Source organism: Faunimonas pinastri (assembly GCF_900110915.1).
GTDB classification, from domain to species: Bacteria; Pseudomonadota; Alphaproteobacteria; order Rhizobiales; family Afifellaceae; genus Faunimonas; species Faunimonas pinastri.
Window position 1 is genome coordinate 143,727 of record NZ_FOFG01000005.1, and the last position, 19,297, is coordinate 163,023.

The window sequence follows — 19,297 nt, forward strand, 5'->3', positions numbered from 1 at the left end:
ACGCCGCTTCCCGGACTAAGTTCTAGGCCACCGACTCATTATGTCGCAGCCAGATGCGGATGCTGGCGAGTTGGACTGAGGCGAGGAAGTTGTCATCGCGCTTGTCGTATCGGGTGGCGACGGCACGGAACTGCTTGAGTTTGTTGAAGAAGCGCTCGACGAGGTTGCGGTAGCGATAGAGGAAGGTGCTGAAGAGCGGTCGACGCTTGCGGTTCGGCATGGGCTTGATGTTGGCCCAAGCGCCGCGTGCCGCCATCTCGATCCTGAGCGCGTCGCTGTCGTAGGCGCGGTCGGCGAGGAGCACGTCGCCATCGCCGAGAGTGGTGAGCATGTCGGCGGCACTGCGGCCATCGTGTGCCTGACCCGCGGTGAGCTTGAGCGCGATCGGCAATCCGTTGGCATCCACCAGAGCGTGGATCTTGGTGGTCAGGCCGCCGCGCGAGCGACCCATGCAACCGGGTCCCCCTTTTTACTGCCGTTGGCGGCGTGCTGGTGAACCCGGATCGATGAGGAGTCGATCATCTGGACATCGCCCTCGTAAGCTGCTGACACCGCTTCCAATATTCTTTGCCAGTGCCCCGCCCGCCGCCAGCGGTTGAAGCGGTTCACGCACGTCGTATGCGGACCATAGCGCGCCGGGATGTCCGCCCAGGGAGCGCCCGTCCGCAGCCGCCAGAAGATGCCGTTCAGCACCCGCCGGTCATCCACCCGTTTCACCCCACGTACCTTCGTCGGCAGCAGCGGCTCGATCACCGACCACTCGAAATCCGTGAGATCAAACCGCGCCATGCTCGTCTCCTTGCAGGAGAACTGATTCACGCATCAGCGGGTTTGGAAACCCTGTTTATGGGTCTGCGGCCTAGACTAACTTCTAGATCGCTTCGCCCTGCAACAGGCGCGGCAGGTCACCGGAGGCGCCGAGGCCGGCGGCCTCCCCGATGAACATGCGCTTCATGCGGGGCAGGCGATCGACGACCGAAAGACCGAAGTCGCGCACCGCCCGCACAGGGGCGGAATCGTTGGAGAACAGGCGGTTCAGCACGTCCGTGGTGACGCCCATCTGGAAGGTGTCGAAACGGCGCCACCGCTCGTAGCGCTTCAGCACGTCGAGCGAGCCGAGGTCCAGTCCAAGCCGATGCGCTTCCACCAGCGTCTCCGCCAGTGCCGCCACGTCGCGAAGACCGAGATTGAGACCCTGGCCGGCGATCGGATGAATTCCGTGCGCCGCGTCGCCCAGCAGCGCGAAGCGCGGGCGAACGAAATCGCGGGCGATCGTCAGGCCGAGCGGGAAGCCCTGGCGCGGACCTTCCACCTCGATGGCGCCGAGGCGATGGCCGAAGCGCCGCTCCAGTTCGATCTGGAAGACGAACTCGTCGCCTTCGATCAGGCGGCGGGCTTCCTCGGCCCGTTCGCTCCACACCAGCGAGGAGCGATTGCCGGTGAGCGGCAGGATGGCGAAGGGACCGGAGGGCAGGAAATGCTCGATCGCCACGCCATTGTGCGGCCGCTCGTGCCGCACGGTGCAGACGATGGCGGTCTGGCCGTATTGCCAGGAGACAGTCTTGATGCCGGCCAGCGTGCGAAGCCGCGAGCGCACGCCGTCGGCGGCGATCAGGAGCCTCGGCCGCCGCGTCTCGCCGGAAGCAAGCTTCACCTCCACCCGTCCGGGCCCGCTGGTGAAGGAAGAAACGCGGTCCGGCGCGGTGAAGACGACACCCGCCGCTTCGGCGCGCGACTGCAGCGCCCGCGCCATGACTCCGTTCGGCACCATATGGCCGAAGGGCTCGCCCTCGGTGACTTCGCCGCCGAAGGTAAGGAACACCGGGCGCGCCACGTCGCTGGTGCGGCTGTCGGTGACTTCCATGGAGAGGATCGGCTGCGAATGCGGCTCGATTTCGTTCCAGGCACCGAGCTGCTGCAGCATGCGCCGCGCGGCGGCGGCGATGGCGGAAGCGCGTTCGTCCTTCGCGCCGCGCTCGGAAAGAGAAACCGGCGGCGCCGCATCGACGATCTGGACGCGCAGATCCGGCGCGGCGGAAGCGATGGCGAGAGCCGCCCCGACCCCGTTGCTGCCGCCTCCGGCGATCAGGATATCCGGTTCTGCTGCTTCGGATCTTGCGTTCACGAACTCGCCTCGCTTGACTTGGGAGCGCGCTCTGTCGACGTTCCCGCGTCGCGCGATCATATTGGGATCGGCGTGCGAAAGCGAGTGAGCATGACGACTGCCATGGAAAACCTCCTGCAACTTCTGGATCTTGAGCAGATCGAGGCCGATCTCTTTCGGGGCCGGAGCCCACAGGATGGCTGGCAGCGCGTCTTCGGCGGCCAGGTGGTGGCGCAGTCCCTGGCGGCCGCTTGCCGCACCGTGGCGGAAGAGCGGAGCCCGCACTCGCTGCATGCCTATTTCATGCTGATGGGCGATCCGACGGTTCCCATCGTCTACGAGGTGGACCGGCTGCGCGACGGGCGAAGCTTCAGCACCCGGCGCGTCACCGCGATCCAGCACGGCAAGGCGATCTTCGCGGCTTCCGCCTCGTTCCAGGTGGAGGAGCCGGGCCTCGATTTCGCGGCAACGATGCCGGACGTGCCGGCGCCCGAAACGCTGCCGACGCAGGATGATCTGAAGCGCGTCATGCTGGAGGAAGCGAGCCCGCTGCTCCGCGCCTTCTGGAGCCGCGAGCGGCCGATCGAGATCCGGCCCGTCGACATGGACCTTTATCTCCGGCGAGAGGGGCGCGAGATGCGGCAGCATGTCTGGTTCCGTGCCACCGGCCCGGTTCCGGCCCCGTCCGAAACGCCGATCGCGGGGGGCGGAATTTCGCCGCGCTTCGCCAGCCAGTGCGTGCTGGCCTATGCCTCCGATCTGACGCTGCTCGACACGGCGCTCTTCCCGCACGGCAAGGCGCTCTTCGATCCCGCCATGCAGGTGGCGAGCCTCGACCACGCCATCTGGTTCCACCGCCCCTGCCCTCTCGACGGTTGGCTCCTCTATGCGATGGAAACGCCGTCCTCCTCCGGAGCACGCGGCTTCAGCCGGGGCGAGATCTTCACGGCCGACGGGGTGCTCGTCGCCTCCGTCGCACAGGAAGGATTGATCCGCGTCACCTCAAAATGATGCCCGATCAGGCAGTATGATTATTTAATAGGCGGCCCATCAGGCAGCTTTGTGGCGCCTGCGCAGCGAATCCTCAGGATGCCCGTTAAACGGGCTGCTTCCTCTTATCCGACACTTGGCACGAATTTTGGAGATCAGGTGACAATGGCGGCCGGCTTCGGCTGGCCGGGGGCCGCTTTGCGGCTGGGGAAGGAGGAAGAAGCTGATGAAATTGATCATGGCGATCATCAAGCCTTTCAAGCTGGAGGAGGTGCGCGATGCGCTGACCGGCCTTGGCGTGCAGGGTCTGACGGTGACGGAAGTGAAGGGCTACGGCCGGCAGAAGGGCCACACCGAGATCTATCGCGGCGCCGAATATGCCGTGAGCTTCCTGCCGAAGCTGAAGATCGAGGTCGTGGTTCCGGCCATCGAGGTGGAGCGCGTCGTCGACACCATCTCCGCCGCGGCCAAGACGGGGCAGATCGGCGACGGCAAGATCTTCGTCACCTCCATCGAACATGCCGTGCGCATCCGCACCGGCGAAACCGATTCCGACGCGCTGTGAGCGCCGTCACACTTATTTCCAGGAGACAACCGATGCGCTGGTCCGCAGGTAAGTTATTGACCGCCGCCGCCACCATGGCGGCCTTTTCCGCTCCGGCTTTCGCGCAGGACGCCACCACGGCCGCTCCCGCCGCAGCTGCCGCTCCGGCCGCCGCCGCAACCGCGGCATCCGCCATCAGCACCGGCGACACCGCCTGGATGCTGACGTCGGTCTGCCTCGTCCTGATGATGACGATTCCCGGTCTCGCGCTCTTCTACGGCGGCATGGTCCGTCGCAAGAACGTGCTGGCGACCACCATGCAGAGCTTCGCGATCACCTGCCTCATGACGGTGATCTGGTTCGTGGTCGGCTATTCCATGGCCTTCACCAACAACGATCCGGCGGCTCCCGGCGCCTATATCGGCAGCTTCTCGCACATGTTCCTGCGCGGCATCGGCGTCGGGTCCATCAGCCCGCTGGCGGGCACGATTCCGGAATATGTGTTCATCATGTTCCAGATGACCTTCGCGATCATCACCCCGGCCCTGATCACCGGCGCCTTCGCTGAACGCATGAAGTTCTCGGCGATGCTGCTGTTCATGACGTTGTGGTCGATCCTCGTCTATTGCCCGATCGCCCACTGGGTGTGGGGCGGCGGCTTCCTCGGCAGCTGGGGCGTTCTCGACTTCGCGGGCGGCACGGTGGTCCACATCAATGCCGGCGTCGCGGGCCTCGTCTGCTGCCTCGTTCTGGGCAAGCGCCTCGGCTACGGCCAGGTCAACATGGCCCCGCACAACCTCATCCTGACGCTGATCGGCGCCTCGCTCCTGTGGGTCGGCTGGTTCGGCTTCAACGCGGGTTCGGCCGTGGGCTCCAACGCCCTCGCGGGCGCCGCCATGATCAACACCCAGATCGCCACCGCAGCCGCGGCGCTCGCCTGGATGTTCATCGAGTGGATGGTCATCAAGAAGCCCAGCGTGCTCGGCATCCTGTCCGGTGCCGTCGCCGGCCTCGTCGCGGTCACCCCGGCCGCCGGCTTCGTCAACCCGATGGGCGCTTTCTTCCTGGGCATCATCGCCGGACTGGTCTGCTACTTCGCCGCCGTCCACCTGAAGAAGGCCCTCGGCTATGACGATTCGCTGGACGCCTTCGGCGTGCACGGCATCGGCGGCATCGTGGGCGCCCTCCTGACCGGCGTCTTCGCCGATGCCGGCATCAACCCGGCCGGCGCCAATGCCAGCCTCCTGGCCCAGGTCGAGGGCGTGGTCGTCACCATCGTCTATACCGGTGTCATGACCTTCATCATCCTGATGATCTGCCGCGTGGTGACGGGCCTGCGCGTCACGCCGGCGGAAGAGGAAGAAGGCCTCGACATCAACCAGCACGGCGAATTGCTGCACGTCTGACCGCGTCAGCCTCGCTGAAATCCGGGCCCGGCCGCCATGCGGCCGGGCCTTTCTTTTGCCTGAACGGTCAACGGAGCCGTTAACTCGCCGGTGTGGTTAGTAGCGTCTTAACTTCCCCGCCCTAACTTCGTCCCGAGATGGACGTTTGACACTTGCGAGACGATTGCGAGCATGGCCTACACCGCGACGGAATCCTATCACGGCTCCGAAAATCCGATCCGCAGCTTCGTGACCCGCCATGCGGCCGGTGCAGGCGGTCTGGCCATGATCGCGCTCGCCGGCGCCATGGTGCTGAGCCTCGTCACCTGGCATGTGGACGACCCGAGCCTCAGCTATTCGTCTGAGCGGGCCGCGCACAACCTGCTCGGTCACCCCGGCGCGGTCTTCGCGGATCTTGCCATGCAGGGGCTGGGACTGGCCGTCGTCGGTCTCGTACTGCCGCTGCTCGTCGTCGGCTGGAACATGTTCCGCCTGCGCCTGCCGCGCCAACCCGGCTTTCAGGTCCTGTTCTGGCTGGGCGGCACCATCCTGCTTGCCGCGGCGCTGGCCTGCCTTCCCCGCTTCGGCAACTGGCCGCTGGAAAGCGATCTCGGCGGCGCCACGGGCGACCTCATCCTGCGCCTGCCGCGCAGCTTCACTCGCACCGGCGAGCTTTCCGACGGCTTCTATGCCGCCTTCTTCGTGATCTCGGCCGGTTTCGCCCTCGGTCTCCTGATCGCGTCGTGCCTGCGCGCCCGTGTCGTTCCCGAAGCCGCCACGGTCGATCCGGAAAGCTTCTACGAGGACGAGGCGGAGATCGAGGAAGAGGAAAAAGGCAGCCGCTTCGGCGTGCTTGCCGGCCTTGCCGCCCATTGGGGCCTCACCGCCCGCTCCATGCTGAAGCGGCGGATCCGCAAGCTGCCGACGCCGGCGCTCCGGGCCGGCACGTCTCGCCCGGCGCTGCGTGAGCCGGGAATGAGCCGCCGCTCCGGCCGGGTTGCCGACCTGCCCGCCAATCCCGCCGCGGCCATCCGCGAAGTGCCCGCTCCGCGCCGTCGCGAGCCTGTCTTCGGCGCGCAGCAGGGTCGTGCGGAACCCGCCTTCGAGCCGGAATATGCGGAAGCGGAATACGAGCAGCCGGAATACGAGGACGATTTCGCCGAGGACCACCAGCCCGCTTACGCCCAGGCGCATGGGGCCGAGGATGATGATTTCGACGACGGGTTCGACGACGACCGGCAGTCCGGGTTCTCCGGCCCGATCGGCATCGCTGCCCCCGTTCAGTCCCGCGAGCAGGGCCAGTCCCGCGAAACAGCCCAGTCTCGGGAACAGGGTCCGTCCCGCCCGGCGATCCAGCCCCGCGAACCCGCCCGGACGCCGTCCTTCACGCCCCGCCTGCTGCTCCGCCGCCTCGCCCAGAACGCTCCGGCGAAGGCTGCTGCCGCCGCCGCTGCGCGGGCTGAAGCCGCCGCCTCCGAGCCGGAGATGACCGACTTCCAGATGCCCACGCGGGGAATCGTCCAGCGCGCCGAACGTCCAATGCCGGAGCGGCGCGCTCCCGAGCGCGCCGCCCCGACCGTCGAGGCGCCGGCGATCAGCCCCAAGGCTGCCGCCCGTCCGGCCCCGCCGCATGTGCGCCGCCCGCAGTCTGCCGGCGAGTTCGAACTGCCCCCGGTGGAGCTTCTCCGCGAGCCGGGCGTGCGCCGCCGCGATCCCTCCGTGGACAAGGCCGCGCTTGAGCACAATGCGCGGCTCCTGGAAGGCGTGCTGGACGATTTCGGCGTGCGCGGCGAGATCATCAACGTTCGCCCCGGCCCCGTGGTCACGCTTTATGAGCTGGAGCCCGCGCCCGGCATCAAGTCCTCCCGCGTCATCGGTCTCGCCGACGACATCGCCCGCTCCATGAGCGCCATCGCCGCGCGTGTCGCCGTGGTGCCCGGCCGCAACGTCATCGGCATCGAGCTGCCGAATGCTCAGCGCGAAACCGTGTTCCTGCGCGAAATGATCGGCTCGGAGGACTTCGAGACCAGCAAGGCGCGCCTGGCGCTGACGCTTGGCAAGACGATCGGCGGCGAGCCCGTCATCGCCGACCTCGCCAAGATGCCCCACCTGCTGGTGGCCGGCACCACCGGTTCGGGCAAGTCGGTGTCGATCAACACCATGATCCTGTCGCTGATCTACCGGCTGACGCCGCAGCAGTGCCGGCTGATCATGATCGACCCGAAGATGCTGGAACTCTCCATCTACGACGGCATCCCGCACCTGCTGACCCCCGTCGTGACGGACCCCAAGAAGGCCGTCGTCGCGCTGAAGTGGACGGTCCGCGAGATGGAGGACCGCTACAAGAAGATGTCGAAGGTCGGCGTCCGCAACATCGACGGCTACAACCAGCGCATCGGCCAGGCCGCCAAAAAGGGCGAGATGATCACCCGCACGGTGCAGGTGGGCTTCAACCAGCACACCGGCGAACCGATCTTCGAAACCGAGGAACTCGACCTGGAGCCGATGCCCTACATCGTCGTCATCATCGACGAGATGGCCGACCTGATGATGGTCGCGGGCAAGGAGATCGAAGGCGCGGTGCAGCGTCTGGCGCAGATGGCGCGCGCCGCCGGCATCCATGTCGTGATGGCGACGCAGCGTCCGTCCGTCGACGTCATCACCGGCACGATCAAGGCCAACTTCCCCACCCGCATCTCCTTCCAGGTGACGTCGAAGATCGACAGCCGCACCATCCTGGGCGAGCAGGGCGCCGAGCAGCTGCTGGGCCAGGGCGACATGCTCTACATGGCCGGCGGCGGCCGCATCCAGCGCGTGCACGGGCCCTTCGTCTCCGACGAGGAGGTCGAGGAGATCGTGGCGCACCTGAAGAGCCAGGGCATGCCGGACTACCTGGACGCGATCACCGACGAGGAGATGGATGGCGGCAACGTGGAGGCCGTGGCCGACACGCTGGACGAGTCCAACGACCTCTACGACAAGGCCGTTGCCGTGGTGCTGCGCGACCGCAAGGTTTCCACCAGCTACATCCAGCGCCGCCTGTCGATCGGCTACAATCGCGCCGCCTCGCTGATCGAGCGCATGGAGAAGGAAGGGCTGATCAGCCCCGCCAACCATGCCGGCAAGCGCGAGATCCTGGTGGGCGAGGACAGCGCCGCCTGAGCCGCAGCCTTCCCGCCATGCGCCCCTTCCCTTCGGCTTCACGCCCTTGTTTGGACGTGAAGCCGACTTAACTGGGGAGGGACGAAAGGATCAGAGATGACGTCCAGAGTACCCAAGAAGCCGACCTCGCTTGCCCGGCGCCTGATGATGGCCGCGGGCGTCGCCCTGGTCATGCTCCCGAGCGCCGGCTTTGCCTTCACCGCCCAGCAGGTGCAGGCGCTGCAGCTCGTCTCGCGCAAGTTCACCGCCTACACCACCATGTCCGGCGATTTCGTGCAGTACGGGCCGGACGGCTCAAAGACGCAGGGCCGGTTCTATATCTCCCGGCCGGGCCGGATCCGTTTCGACTATGCCGCGCCGTCGACGCTGGACGTCGTCTCCGACGGCAAGTCGGTGCTGGTCCATGACCGTCGCCTCGTCACTTACGATCTCTGGCCGCTGTCGCAGACGCCGCTGAAATTCCTGCTGGATTCGCAGCTCGACCTGTCCAGCTCCAGCAAGGTGACCGGCGTGGAAATCGAACCGGACCTCATCCAGGTCGTCATTTCCGACGATCGCCGCTTCGGCGGCGGCAAGCTCAGCCTCGTCTTCGACAAGCAGACGGACGAGCTCCGCCACTGGACCGTGACGGATCAGCAGGGGCTCGATACGTCGGTCGATCTCTTCAACATCAAGTATGGCATGCCGATCCCGGACCAGACCTTCAAGATCAGCTACACCTCCGTCACGAACGCGGCGCGGGAACGCAAGTAGGACGCTTGAAACGGGTCGGGGACGCCCCATCTTAACGGTGCGGAACGCGACAGGTCCGACCGAAACATGCCCCCCGTCTCGCTCCGGATCTCGTTGCGCCGAGACGATCGGCAGCTTCCGCAAGAGACGTCCAGTCTGCCCGGACTGGACGTCTCGCCTTTTCAGGCCCGTCTCTCCCCCTCTTCATTCCATCCGTCGGAGCAATCCCGTCAGGCAAGGCTCGACATCGGTCGCGCTTCGTCCTTAAAGACGCCATGCCTCTGACCATCGCCACCTGGAACATCAATTCCGTTCGCCTCCGCATCGACCTCGTCGCCCGGCTTCTCGCCGAGCATGCGCCGGACGTCATCTGCCTGCAGGAAACGAAGTGCCCCGACGCGAACTTTCCGTCGGGCGCCTTCCGCGATGCCGGCTACACCCACATCGCCATGCACGGGCAGAAGGGCTATCACGGCGTCGCCATCGCCTCGCGCCTGCCCCTGAGCGACACGGACAAGCGCCTGTTCTGCGGCCGCGAAGACGCCCGGCACATCTCGGTGAAGGTGGATTACGAGGATCGCCCGGTGACGATCCACAACGTCTACATTCCCGCCGGTGGCGACGAGCCGGACCCGGAAGCGAACTGGAAATTCGCCCACAAGCTGTCCTTCCTGGAAGAGATGGAGGCTTGCGCGGCGGGACTCGCCGGCCCGCGTTCCGTGCTGGTGGGCGACCTCAACGTCGCGCCGCTGGAAACCGACGTCTGGTCGCACAAGCAGCTTCTGAAGGTCGTCAGCCACACCCCGCCGGAAACGGAGCGCTTCGAGCGGATGCGCGTCGCCGGTCCCTGGGTGGACGTGATGCGCAACTTCGTGCCGCCGGAGGAAAAGCTCTTCACCTGGTGGAGCTATCGTTCGCCGAACTGGGAAACCAACGATCGCGGTCGCCGGCTGGACCATGTCTGGGCGACGCCGGATCTGGCGGCGGAGGCTCAGGAGATGACAGTGCTGCGGGAAGCCCGGAACTGGCCGCGCCCGTCGGACCATGTGCCTGTGCTCGTCAGGTTCGCCTGAGCAGCATCGCGAGGCGCTGTAAGGGCAAGCGGGAGCTCGCGCTCAGTCTTCCAGCATCATGGAGGATGCGCCGGCGGTGTACTGCCCCAGTGCCGTCTGCAGCGTGGCCGTGAATTTCGCACGGAGATCGCGGGCGAGCTCCGGATACTCTTCCAGGAGACGGCGGAAGACCGCGCGCTGCAGCTGCATCGCACGTACCTCGGTTTCCGCCTCGATCGTCTCGGTGGCGCGGCTTTCCACCAGCAGCGCCGTTTCGCCGATCAGGTTGCCGGCGCCGATCTGGCGACGGGTGGCGAATTGCCCGCGCCCGAGAATGGCGACGAGATTGCCGGACGTGATGGCATAGGTGCTGCCGATCAGCGATCCCGCCTGATAGATCCGCTGGCCCGCACGAAAAGTCCGAGGCTCGGCCGCCAGCGCGATGAAGCGAAGATGCTCGTCCGGAAATCCCTCGAAGAACGCCGTCTGCCGGAGGCTGTCGATATCCGAGGCAAGTGACAAGGGCGACTCCGCTCAGTGGACGAGTTTGTAGCCCCCGCCGTCGGTCACCAGGATCTCCGCATTGGAGGGGTCCCGCTCGATCTTCTGACGGAGGCGGTAGATGTGTGTTTCCAGCGTATGCGTGGTCACGCCGGAATTGTAGCCCCAAACCTCGGAAAGAAGAACGTCCCGCGTCACGATTCGATCGGTCGCACGATAGAGGAACTTCAGGATCGCGGTTTCCTTCTCGGTCAGCCGGATCTTGGTGGCGTCGTTCATCAGCATCTTCGAGGAGGGCTTGAAGACGTAGGGACCGATATTGAAGGTCGCGTCCTCGCTTTGCTCGTGCTGGCGAAGATGGGCGCGGATGCGGGCGACGAGGACGGCGAAGCGGAAAGGCTTCACGACATAATCGTTGGCGCCGGCCTCCAGCCCCAGAACGGCGTCGGAATCCGAATCATGCCCGGTCAGCATGAGGATGGGCACGTTGACGCCGGACTTGCGGAGATGCTTCACGGCCTCGCGGCCGTCGAGATCGGGCAGGCCGACATCCATGATGATGAGGTCGGGCTTGATTTCCTGCGCGGTCTTGATGCCTGCCGCCGCCGTTCCGGCATGGGCAAGCTCGAACTCGTTGTAGAGCTTGAGCTGTTCGCTCAGGATCTCCACGAGATCGGCATCGTCATCGACAAGCAGGATGGTACGGGAAGCGGCCATGAATTGTCGTCGTTTCAACAGGTTGAGGACATCGGTGCCCGCGCCCAAGCATCAAATGTCGCGGTTAGGGAGTGGCGGTATGAATACGGCAGGGGTGAGGCATCGGGAACGGAAGCGTACTATTTACTCGATGCTGGTTAACGTCCGAAGCCGCCCGGGCCGCCGCGGCACCGGACAGCTCTGTTGCGGGAATCTGGTGTTCGATTGCGCGCTCGGCAAGGGCGGGGTGACGCGGATCAAGCGCGAAGGCGACGGGGCGACCCCGTCAGGTCGATTTCGTTTGCTGCAATTGCGGGTGCGCGGTGACCGCATCGTGGGACCGGCGACCCGGATTCCGCAGCAAACGCTGCGCCCGGGAGACGTCTGGTGCGACGACCCGCTGGACGGGCGGTATAATAGGCCGCTGCGCCGGGCCCCCGCTTCCTCGCACGAGCGCATGTGGCGGGAGGACGGCCTCTACGACCTGGTCGGCATCCTGAACTACAATCTCCGCCCGCGCATACGGCGGGCCGGGAGCGCCATCTTCCTTCACATCAGGCGACCCGAGGGAAAGCCGACGGAGGGCTGCGTCGCTCTGGAGCGGCGTGCCCTGCTGCGGCTGCTGGCTGTACTCGGGCCGAACCCGGAGTTCGCCATCGACGCCGCGCCACGAAAGCGCCGTGCGCGCTCGGACCTCAGGCGATCGGCTTAGGCCGGCCGCCGAAGATCGCGCTCCCCACCCGCACCAGCGTCGCACCCGCCTCGACCGCCGCCTCGAAGTCTCCGCTCATCCCCATGGAGAGCTCCGGGAGACCGAACCGAACCGCCAGGGCGGACAGGGAATCGAAGTGCGGGCGCGGATCCTCGTCCGCCGGCGGGATGCACATAAGTCCGCGGATCGCGAGCCCGTGCACGGAGCGGCAGCGCTCCACGAAGGCCTCCGCCTCCTCTGGATCGATTCCGGCCTTCTGCGGCTCGCGACCGGTGTTCACCTGCACCAGGAGTTCCGGTCGCCGCTCCTGCCGGCTGAATTCGCGCGCCAGCTCGGCGGCGAGCTTCTCCCGGTCGAGCGTGTGGATGACATCGAAAAGCGCGACCGCTTCGCGAACCTTGTTGGTCTGCAAGGGACCGATCAGGTGCAGGCGCACACCGTCGAAATCCCCCTTGAGTTCCGGCCATTTCGCCTGCGCTTCCTGTACCCGGTTCTCGCCGAACTCGCGCTGCCCGGCCTGAAGCACCGGGAGAACGTCTTCCGCGACAAAGGTCTTGGATACCGCCACCAGCCTCGCGCGCCCGGCACGCCCGCTTGCCTGTTGCCGGGCATGTTCGTTCGCGGCCGAGATGCGTTGCAGGATTTCGTTCAGCCGGGTTTCCGCGTTCATGCCGTCCGTTCTGATTCGCCGGGTTCGTGATGGTTGACCCTACCGGTCAATCATGATGAAGGTCTGTCCACATCCCCCATAAGAACAGTCTGCATTCCATGTCGACCGAAAGATACGATCCTCGCCCCGTCGAGGCGCACTGGCAATCCGTCTGGGCCGAGAAGCGCCTGTTCGAGGCCCGCGACGAGGATCCCCGCCCGAAATACTACGTGCTGGAGATGTTCCCGTATCCGTCGGGCCGCATCCATATGGGCCACGTCCGCAACTACGCGATGGGTGACGTGATCGCCCGCTACAAGCGCGCCAAGGGCTTCAGCGTGCTGCATCCGATGGGGTGGGACGCTTTCGGCATGCCGGCGGAAAACGCGGCGATGCAGAACAAGGTGCATCCGAAGGCCTGGACCTACGAGAACATCGCCGCGATGCGGGCGCAGCTGAAGTCCATGGGCCTTTCGCTGGACTGGTCGCGGGAATTCGCCACCTGCGACGTCGACTATTACGCCCGGCAGCAGAAGCTCTTCCTGGATTTCCTGAAGGCGGGTTTCGTCCGCCGGAAGACCGCCAAGGTGAACTGGGATCCGGTGGACCAGACGGTGCTGGCCAACGAGCAGGTGATCGACGGCCGCGGCTGGCGCTCCGGCGCGCCTGTCGAGCAGCGCGAACTGACGCAGTGGTTCTTCACGATCACCGATTTCGCGCAGGACCTGCTGGACGGACTGGAGACGCTGGATCGCTGGCCGGAAAAAGTGCGCCTGATGCAGCGCAACTGGATCGGCCGCTCGGAAGGACTGCGCGTGCATTTCGAGCTGGAGGCGAACGCGGCCGGCCAGGACACGCTGGAGATCTTCACCACCCGCCCGGACACGTTGTTCGGCGCGGCCTTCCTGGCAGTGGCACCGGACCATCCGCTCGCCGCCGCGGCCGCAGCGGGCAATGCCGGGCTCTCGGCCTTCATCGAGGAGTGCCGCCGCATGGGCACCGCCACGGCGGACCTGGAGACGGCGGAGAAGCGCGGCTACGATACCGGTATCCGCGCCCGTCATCCCTTCGACGAGAGCCGTACGCTGCCGGTCTATGTCGCGAACTTCATCCTGATGGACTACGGCACCGGCGCGATCTTCGGCTGCCCGGCCCATGACCAGCGCGATCTCGACTTCGCGCGGGCCTACGACCTGCCAGTCCTCCCCGTGGTGATGCCGGAAGGCGAGAACCCGGAGACGTTCGGCGTCGGTGCGGAGGCCTATACCGGCGACGGCGTTCACATCCATTCCGCCTTCCTGGACGGGATGGGCGTTGACGAAGCCAAGGACGAAGTCGCCAGGCGCCTCGAAGGTCGCACCGTGGACGGCAAGCCGATGGCCGAGCGCGAGGTGAACTTCCGCCTCCGCGACTGGGGTATCTCCCGGCAGCGCTACTGGGGCTGCCCGATCCCGATAATCCATTGCGAGACGTGCGGTGCCCAGCCGGTGCCGGACGCCGACCTGCCGGTCGTGCTGCCCGACGACATCGAGTTCGACCGTCCGGGCAATCCCCTGGACCGGCACCCGACCTGGCGGCACGTGGCCTGCCCTTCCTGCGGTGCCCCGGCGCGGCGCGAGACGGACACGATGGACACCTTCGTGGATTCCTCGTGGTACTTCATCCGCTTCACCGCCCCGCATGCCGACGAGCCGACGGTGCCGGAAGCTCTGTCGCGCTGGATGGCCGTCGACCAGTATATCGGCGGCGTCGAGCACGCGATCCTGCACCTTCTGTATTCCCGCTTCTTCACCCGCGCGCTGCACCGGATCGGCAAGTCCAACGTCGACGAGCCTTTCGCCGGTCTGTTCACGCAGGGCATGGTGGTGCACGAGACCTATCGCGCCGAGGATGGCCGCTGGATCGCGCCGCACGAGATCCGCTTCGTGGTCGATGAGGAAAAGCGCACCGCCTTTCTGATCGAGAACGGCGAGGAAGTGACGATCGGCTCCATCGAAAAGATGTCGAAGTCGAAGCGCAACACCGTCGATCCCAGCGAGATCATCGGCACCTACGGGGCCGACACCGCCCGCTGGTTCATGCTTTCCGACTCGCCGCCCGATCGCGACGTGATCTGGACGGAAGCGGGCGTGGAAGGCGCGCATCGCTTCGTCCAGCGCCTGTGGCGGCTGATCGGCCGCATCGCCGAGACCGTGCCCGCGAACGTCACCCGTCCGGCGGAGTTCGGAACCGACGCTCTGGACCTTCGCCGCAAGACGCACCGGACGCTCGATGCCGTCATCTCCGATATCGAGCGCCTCCGCTTCAACCGTGCCGTGGCCCAGCTCTACGAACTCACCAACGCGATCAGCGCGGCAACGGGTTCAGAGGACGGAAGCGCCGCGTGGGCGCGTCGCGAGGCAGCCGATTTCCTGGTGCTGATGATCGCCCCCATGATGCCGCATCTGGCGGAAGAGCTCTGGCGTGTTCTGGGCCACGAGCAGCTTGTCGGCGAAACCGCGTGGCCGGACGTGCAGCAGGATCTGCTCGCCCGGGACACGGTGCTGCTGCCGGTCCAGGTCAACGGCAAGAAGCGAGGTGAATTGACAATCGCCGCCGACGCCTCCAACGCTGAGATCGAAACGGAAGCGCTCGCTCTGGAATCCGTTCAGCGGTTCCTCGAAGGGCGTGTCCCGCGCAAGGTAATCATCGTGCCGAATAGGATCGTCAATGTCGTGGCGTAACGCGAAATGGGCGGTTCCCGCCCTATGTTTGATGGTTGCTCTCGGCGGATGCCAGGTCCGGCCGCTCTATGCGGCGGGCCCGGACGGCAAGTCGGGTGCGGCCGCCAACATGCCGGCGATCCAGGTCGACGCGCCGGGCAACCGGGTCGAGCAGGTGTTCCGCAACACCTTGCTCTTCGGCATTCGTGGCGGCGCCGAGGCGCCTGAGACACGCTACCACATGACCTATCAGCTGAACCTGCACGAGCAGGACGCGGCCGTCGCCCCCGTGACCGGCACCGCCTCGGTAGTCCTGATCATCGGCGAGCTCTCCTTCCTCGTGGAGGACAAGCAGACGAACAAGGCCCTGATCGCCGACCATGTGACGACGCAGACCTCCTACAACCACTCCTCGCAGAGCTTCGCGAACGCGCGCGCCGACAAGGACGCGCAGGAACGCGCGGCAGCGGCGCTCGCGAGCCTCGCCCAGGTCCGCATCGCCGCCTACTTCGCGACGCACGGAGGATGACCACGGTCGACGCGGCGGGGGCGGATCGCTATGTGGCGTCGCCCCCGCCCGGCATCCGTATCTTTCTGCTCTACGGTCCGGACGCCGGAGCCGTGACCGAGAGGGCACGCGTGCTGGAGGCCGTCGCGCGCTTGCGCGATCCGGCCGGTGGGTCGGTCGTACGGATCGGGACCGACGAGATCTCCGGCAATCCCGGTCGCCTGGCCGATGAAATCTTCGCGGTGTCGCTGTTCGGCGGCGAGCCAATCGTCACGGTGCGGCTCTCGGATGGCCGCGTGAACCTGCAGCCCGCCGTCGAACCACTCCTGAAGCAGCCGCTGGAGCAGGGCTACGTCATCATCGAGGCCGGCGATCTCAAGAACACCAGCCCCTTGCGCAAGGGCGTGGAAGGTTCGGGACACGCCGCCGCCATTCCCTGCTACGAGAGCGACGCCCGCGGCGTCACCCAGCAGGTCCAGCAACAGATCGCGGAGGCCGGACAGACGATCGAGCCGGATGCGCTGGAACTCGTTGCCGGCAGCCTCGGCGGCGATCGGCTGGTGACGCGCTCGGAGGTAGCCAAGCTCCTGACCTATGCCGGCGAGGAAAGCCCGATCCGCCTGGAACACGTCGAAGCCGTGATCCGCGACAGCCTGGAATCGCGGACCGACCAGATCATCGACGCCGCCATGCTAGGGCGCGCGGAGGTTCTGGAAGCCTCGCTGGAGCGGCTCAGGCTGGACGGTTCATCGCCGTCCGCGCTGGCGGCGCAGGCGCTCCGTCATCTCCTGACGCTGCACGGCCTGCGGACGGAGATGGAAACGGGGGCGAGGGCCCGTGACGTCGTTTCCCGCGCCCGTCCCCCAATCTTCTTCAAGCGCCGCGGCGCGGTGGAGGAAACGCTCTCACGCTGGTCTCTGCCGGATCTCCGGCGCGCCCGCTCCATCGTCGGCGAGGCCGTTTCCACGGCGCGCCGCCAGCCTGCGCTGGAAATGCCCGCGGTCTCGGACGCGCTCTACAGGATCGCCGGGTTCGCCCGCCGCGCGGGCCGGGGCCGCTAGGCGCGGATCGACTTCCAGGATTCCGAAACGGGTTGAGTGCTGATTCACAGGGTTCCTGTGCGGGAGCGCGGAGCGGATTATGACGAGCAAGCGGTGGGGCAGATCACAGGAAGTGGGCACGGATCGCACCGTTGCCGCCGGGGAAGGCTGGGATCCGGGTCGGACTACCTTGTTCGTGAGTGGATGTTTGTGGGTGCTGCGCTCAGGCACGCATTGATGTGACGCCGGAACATCTACGGCAAGCGGAAGATGGCGCATCGCCGCCTCGGGCCGTTGTGGCCATGCCGGGTGTGGGAGCCGGTCTTCGAGGCACTGACGGCCGATCGCGACAACCAATACCTCAGGATCGACAGCACCATCCTTCGCCCGCTCCAGCAGGCAGCGAGTACAAAAGGGGGCTGGGGCGTTCCCGAGTCGGACTGACCACCAAGATCCACATGCTGACCGACACGATAAGTCGGCCACTGCGGTTCATCATCACCGCAAGCCAGACCGACGACATCACCAAGCCTATGACAGCAATGCCTTACGCGCCAGCATCGTCAGCATGAACGCCCAAGCGGTGGTCCCCTCCAATTGCTGCCGCAAGACTTCCAACCCCGCGATGCCATCGCCTACAAGCACCGGGATCTCATCGAGGGGTTCTTCCGCAAACTCAAGCACTTCGCGGCTTTGCCGCCCCTACGATCACCGCACTATCCACTTTACCGGCTTCGTCTATCTCGCCGCCATCATGATCTGGCTACGCTGAATGCCGATCTGCCCCTAGGGCGTGGACTCAAGAGGGCGCAGCCAGATGCGCGCTGAGGCGAGGGCGACGGCCGGGAGGGAGTTCCGGGCGAGCTTCTCGAAGCGGGTGGCGACTCGGCGAAACTGTTGAGGTTGCAGAACTAGCGCTCGACGAGGTTGCGCCGTCGATAGAGGCGGGGCTCGACTGGAGCGCCGAACTTGACTTCACGTCGGGTCGAGGTTTGCGCCGTTCCGCCTCGCGCGGCGACCAGTTCGATCAGGGCGCGGCTGTCGTAGCCCGATCGGCGACGTCGACCGTGGCTTGCGGCAGTCCGGCGAGCAGTTCCGGGAACGCCGCCTTGTCCGAGGCTTGGCCCGGCGTGATCAGCAGCCGAACCGGCAAGCCGTCCTGGTCCACGACAGCGTGGATCTTGGTGCGCAGTCCGCCACGAGAACGGCCAATTGCGCGATCAGGAGCCCTTTTTACCGCCCGTGGCGCGCTGGTGCGCTCGGACGATCGAGCTGTCGACCAACTGCAGGCTCTGCGGCGAACGCTCCCTCAAGACCTTGAACACGGCCAGCCACACGCCCTTTTTCGTCCACCCGTTCGAACCGGTTATAACCAATCGTGTACGGGCCGTAGCGCTCCGGCAGGTCCCGCAGGGCTAACCGGTCCGTAGAACGTAGAAGATGCCATTCACGACATGTCGGTCGTTTCCCGGAGCTTACCTTTGCCAACTGGCGAAAGCAGCAGCTCAGCAATCCGCCACTCCGCTTCGCTCAGATCGTAGCGCGCCATGCTCAAGCTTCTTTCGGAAGTCTGAAATCAGCCTTCGCTCACCTCCTCAAGTGTTAGCAAGTACGCACCCTAGGCGCGAAGCTTGCGGCAGAGCGCCTCGAGTTGCTCCAGGTTGCTGTAGCTGATCCGAATCTCGCCCTTGCCGGCCGCCCTGTGGCGGAGATCGACGCTTAGTCCGAGATGCTCCGACAGCTCCTGCTCGACGGCGCGAGTATCGGCGTCCTTCTCCGCTGGGGCGCGGGACCTGACGGCCGGCAGGGTTTCGGGCGCGGTCTGCGCCAGCTTCTCCGTCTCACGCACGGAAAGTCCCTTGTCGACGACCACGCGGGCGAGCTTTTCCGGGTCCGGCGCCGTGATCAGCGCGCGACCATGGCCGGCGGACAGTTCGCCCGATTCCAGCCGCGAGAGCACGGCGCGGGGCAGCTTCAGGAGCCGCAGCGTATTCGTGACGTGGACGCGGCTCTTGCCGATCGTCGCGCCCAGATCGGCCTGCGTATAGCCGAACTCGCTCATCAGCGCCTGGTAACCCATCGCCTCTTCGACCGGGTTGAGGTCGCTGCGCTGGACGTTTTCGACGATCGCAAGTTCGAGCGCTTCGCGGTCCGACACTTCGATGATGTGGACCGGCACTTCGTGCAGGCTTGCCAGCTGCGAGGCGCGCCAGCGCCGTTCGCCGGCGATAATCTCGTAACCTTCGCGCGGACCGGCCATCGGGCGCACGACGATCGGCTGCACGATGCCGTGGGCGCGAATGGAGGCTGCCAGATCCTCCAGATCCCGCTCCAGAAACTCGCGGCGAGGATTACGCGGATTGGGATGAATGGACCCGACCGGCACGGTTCGCCGGCTGGCGTCCGGCAGCGGCGCCGCTTCGACGGCAGCGATGGGATAGTCACCGAGGAGAGCGTCGAGGCCGCGTCCGAGGCGTTTGCGGGTTTCCAGTGCCATTGTGCTTGTTCCGGACGGTTCGA

The 19,297-nt window shown here is 66.1% G+C and carries 17 protein-coding genes and 1 pseudogene; 11 read left to right on the forward strand and 7 right to left on the reverse strand.

Annotation, left to right across the window (positions count from 1 at the left end; all coding sequences use genetic code 11):
- Positions 1 to 22 precede the first annotated feature (22 nt).
- A protein-coding gene (locus BMY25_RS08880; protein WP_428976948.1) for an IS5 family transposase occupies positions 23 to 789 on the reverse strand; the annotation gives its coding sequence in 2 pieces (ribosomal slippage) (positions 23 to 468 and positions 468 to 789; 768 coding nt in all).
- An 82-nt stretch (positions 790 to 871) separates the two neighbouring features.
- Positions 872 to 2,125, reverse strand: a complete 1,254-nt coding sequence (locus BMY25_RS08885) for a ubiquinone biosynthesis hydroxylase (RefSeq protein ID WP_238858233.1) — start codon at positions 2,123 to 2,125, stop codon at positions 872 to 874.
- Positions 2,126 to 2,215: 90 nt separating this feature from the next.
- On the opposite strand from BMY25_RS08885, the gene BMY25_RS08890 reads away from it, so the two are divergent.
- From BMY25_RS08890 to BMY25_RS08915, 6 genes are all read left to right on the forward strand, one after another.
- On the forward strand, positions 2,216 to 3,115 hold the full coding sequence (locus tag BMY25_RS08890; RefSeq protein ID WP_092496278.1) for an acyl-CoA thioesterase: 900 nt from the start codon (positions 2,216 to 2,218) through the stop codon (positions 3,113 to 3,115).
- 205 nt (positions 3,116 to 3,320) lie between these two features.
- The gene (locus BMY25_RS08895) at positions 3,321 to 3,659 is read left to right on the forward strand and encodes a P-II family nitrogen regulator (RefSeq protein WP_092496279.1); all 339 of its coding nucleotides are present in this window, start codon (positions 3,321 to 3,323) and stop codon (positions 3,657 to 3,659) included.
- Between the two features lie 74 nt (positions 3,660 to 3,733).
- Positions 3,734 to 5,044 (forward strand): ammonium transporter, encoded by a 1,311-nt coding sequence (locus BMY25_RS08900; RefSeq protein WP_092496280.1) that lies wholly within the window; start codon positions 3,734 to 3,736, stop codon positions 5,042 to 5,044.
- Between the two features lie 171 nt (positions 5,045 to 5,215).
- The gene (locus BMY25_RS08905; protein WP_092496281.1) at positions 5,216 to 8,185 is read left to right on the forward strand and encodes an FtsK/SpoIIIE family DNA translocase; all 2,970 of its coding nucleotides are present in this window, start codon (positions 5,216 to 5,218) and stop codon (positions 8,183 to 8,185) included.
- 96 nt (positions 8,186 to 8,281) lie between these two features.
- A complete protein-coding gene (locus BMY25_RS08910) occupies positions 8,282 to 8,938 on the forward strand; it encodes a LolA family protein (RefSeq protein WP_092496282.1) in 657 nt (218 codons plus the stop codon).
- A 254-nt stretch (positions 8,939 to 9,192) separates the two neighbouring features.
- Positions 9,193 to 9,990: an exodeoxyribonuclease III gene (locus BMY25_RS08915; RefSeq protein ID WP_092496283.1), complete on the forward strand. Its 798-nt coding sequence runs from the start codon at positions 9,193 to 9,195 to the stop codon at positions 9,988 to 9,990.
- 42 nt (positions 9,991 to 10,032) lie between these two features.
- Here the strand turns inward: BMY25_RS08915 and BMY25_RS08920 are convergent, their stop codons facing one another.
- Both BMY25_RS08920 and BMY25_RS08925 read right to left on the reverse strand, forming a co-directional pair.
- Entirely contained in the window at positions 10,033 to 10,491 is a 459-nt protein-coding gene (locus tag BMY25_RS08920; protein WP_092496284.1) for a cyclic nucleotide-binding domain-containing protein, read from the reverse strand.
- A 12-nt stretch (positions 10,492 to 10,503) separates the two neighbouring features.
- Positions 10,504 to 11,187, reverse strand: coding sequence for a response regulator transcription factor (locus tag BMY25_RS08925; RefSeq protein ID WP_092496285.1), 684 nt, complete (start codon positions 11,185 to 11,187; stop codon positions 10,504 to 10,506).
- A 130-nt stretch (positions 11,188 to 11,317) separates the two neighbouring features.
- Here BMY25_RS08925 and BMY25_RS08930 point away from each other — a divergent pair, with 130 nt between their 5' ends.
- On the forward strand, positions 11,318 to 11,878 hold the full coding sequence (locus BMY25_RS08930) for a L,D-transpeptidase family protein (protein ID WP_092496286.1): 561 nt from the start codon (positions 11,318 to 11,320) through the stop codon (positions 11,876 to 11,878).
- Here the strand turns inward: BMY25_RS08930 and BMY25_RS08935 are convergent.
- Positions 11,862 to 12,548, reverse strand: a complete 687-nt coding sequence (locus tag BMY25_RS08935; protein WP_092496287.1) for a YggS family pyridoxal phosphate-dependent enzyme — start codon at positions 12,546 to 12,548, stop codon at positions 11,862 to 11,864. The two genes, BMY25_RS08930 and BMY25_RS08935, sit on opposite strands and share 17 nt — an antisense overlap.
- Positions 12,549 to 12,646: 98 nt before the next feature.
- On the opposite strand from BMY25_RS08935, the gene leuS reads away from it, so the two are divergent.
- The 4 genes and pseudogenes from leuS to BMY25_RS21115 all read left to right on the forward strand — a co-directional run.
- Positions 12,647 to 15,250, forward strand: a complete 2,604-nt coding sequence (gene leuS, locus BMY25_RS08940; protein ID WP_092496288.1) for a leucine--tRNA ligase — start codon at positions 12,647 to 12,649, stop codon at positions 15,248 to 15,250.
- Positions 15,237 to 15,758 (forward strand): hypothetical protein, encoded by a 522-nt coding sequence (locus BMY25_RS08945; RefSeq protein ID WP_143061920.1) that lies wholly within the window; start codon positions 15,237 to 15,239, stop codon positions 15,756 to 15,758. Before leuS ends, BMY25_RS08945 begins: the two co-directional genes overlap by 14 nt.
- Positions 15,755 to 16,798: a DNA polymerase III subunit delta gene (gene holA, locus BMY25_RS08950; protein WP_092496290.1), complete on the forward strand. Its 1,044-nt coding sequence runs from the start codon at positions 15,755 to 15,757 to the stop codon at positions 16,796 to 16,798. Before BMY25_RS08945 ends, holA begins: the two co-directional genes overlap by 4 nt.
- A 398-nt stretch (positions 16,799 to 17,196) precedes the next feature.
- Positions 17,197 to 17,304, forward strand: a pseudogene (locus BMY25_RS21115) (IS5-like element ISNeu3 family transposase); the annotation flags it as partial.
- Between the two features lie 500 nt (positions 17,305 to 17,804).
- Here BMY25_RS21115 and BMY25_RS20420 read toward each other — a convergent pair.
- Both BMY25_RS20420 and BMY25_RS08960 read right to left on the reverse strand, forming a co-directional pair.
- Complete coding sequence (locus BMY25_RS20420) at positions 17,805 to 17,990, reverse strand: transposase (protein WP_143061921.1); 186 nt, start codon at positions 17,988 to 17,990, stop codon at positions 17,805 to 17,807.
- A 405-nt stretch (positions 17,991 to 18,395) separates the two neighbouring features.
- A complete protein-coding gene (locus BMY25_RS08960) occupies positions 18,396 to 19,274 on the reverse strand; it encodes a ParB/RepB/Spo0J family partition protein (RefSeq protein ID WP_092496291.1) in 879 nt (292 codons plus the stop codon).
- Positions 19,275 to 19,297: the final 23 nt, after the last annotated feature.

What these genes read in the sequence shown, in the direction of transcription:
- BMY25_RS08890 (WP_092496278.1), top strand. Translation starts at nt 2,216, where the DNA reads ATGACGACTGCCATGGAAAACCTCCTGCAACTTCTGGATCTTGAGCAG.
- BMY25_RS08895 (WP_092496279.1), top strand. Translation starts at nt 3,321, where the DNA reads ATGAAATTGATCATGGCGATCATCAAGCCTTTCAAGCTGGAGGAGGTG.
- BMY25_RS08900 (WP_092496280.1), top strand. Translation starts at nt 3,734, where the DNA reads ATGGCGGCCTTTTCCGCTCCGGCTTTCGCGCAGGACGCCACCACGGCC.
- BMY25_RS08905 (WP_092496281.1), top strand. Translation starts at nt 5,216, where the DNA reads ATGGCCTACACCGCGACGGAATCCTATCACGGCTCCGAAAATCCGATC.
- BMY25_RS08910 (WP_092496282.1), top strand. Translation starts at nt 8,282, where the DNA reads ATGACGTCCAGAGTACCCAAGAAGCCGACCTCGCTTGCCCGGCGCCTG.
- BMY25_RS08915 (WP_092496283.1), top strand. Translation starts at nt 9,193, where the DNA reads ATGCCTCTGACCATCGCCACCTGGAACATCAATTCCGTTCGCCTCCGC.
- BMY25_RS08925 (WP_092496285.1), bottom strand. Translation starts at nt 11,187, where the DNA reads ATGGCCGCTTCCCGTACCATCCTGCTTGTCGATGACGATGCCGATCTC.
- BMY25_RS08930 (WP_092496286.1), top strand. Translation starts at nt 11,318, where the DNA reads ATGCTGGTTAACGTCCGAAGCCGCCCGGGCCGCCGCGGCACCGGACAG.
- BMY25_RS08935 (WP_092496287.1), bottom strand. Translation starts at nt 12,548, where the DNA reads ATGAACGCGGAAACCCGGCTGAACGAAATCCTGCAACGCATCTCGGCC.
- leuS (WP_092496288.1), top strand. Translation starts at nt 12,647, where the DNA reads ATGTCGACCGAAAGATACGATCCTCGCCCCGTCGAGGCGCACTGGCAA.
- BMY25_RS08945 (WP_143061920.1), top strand. Translation starts at nt 15,237, where the DNA reads ATGTCGTGGCGTAACGCGAAATGGGCGGTTCCCGCCCTATGTTTGATG.
- holA (WP_092496290.1), top strand. Translation starts at nt 15,755, where the DNA reads ATGACCACGGTCGACGCGGCGGGGGCGGATCGCTATGTGGCGTCGCCC.
- BMY25_RS08960 (WP_092496291.1), bottom strand. Translation starts at nt 19,274, where the DNA reads ATGGCACTGGAAACCCGCAAACGCCTCGGACGCGGCCTCGACGCTCTC.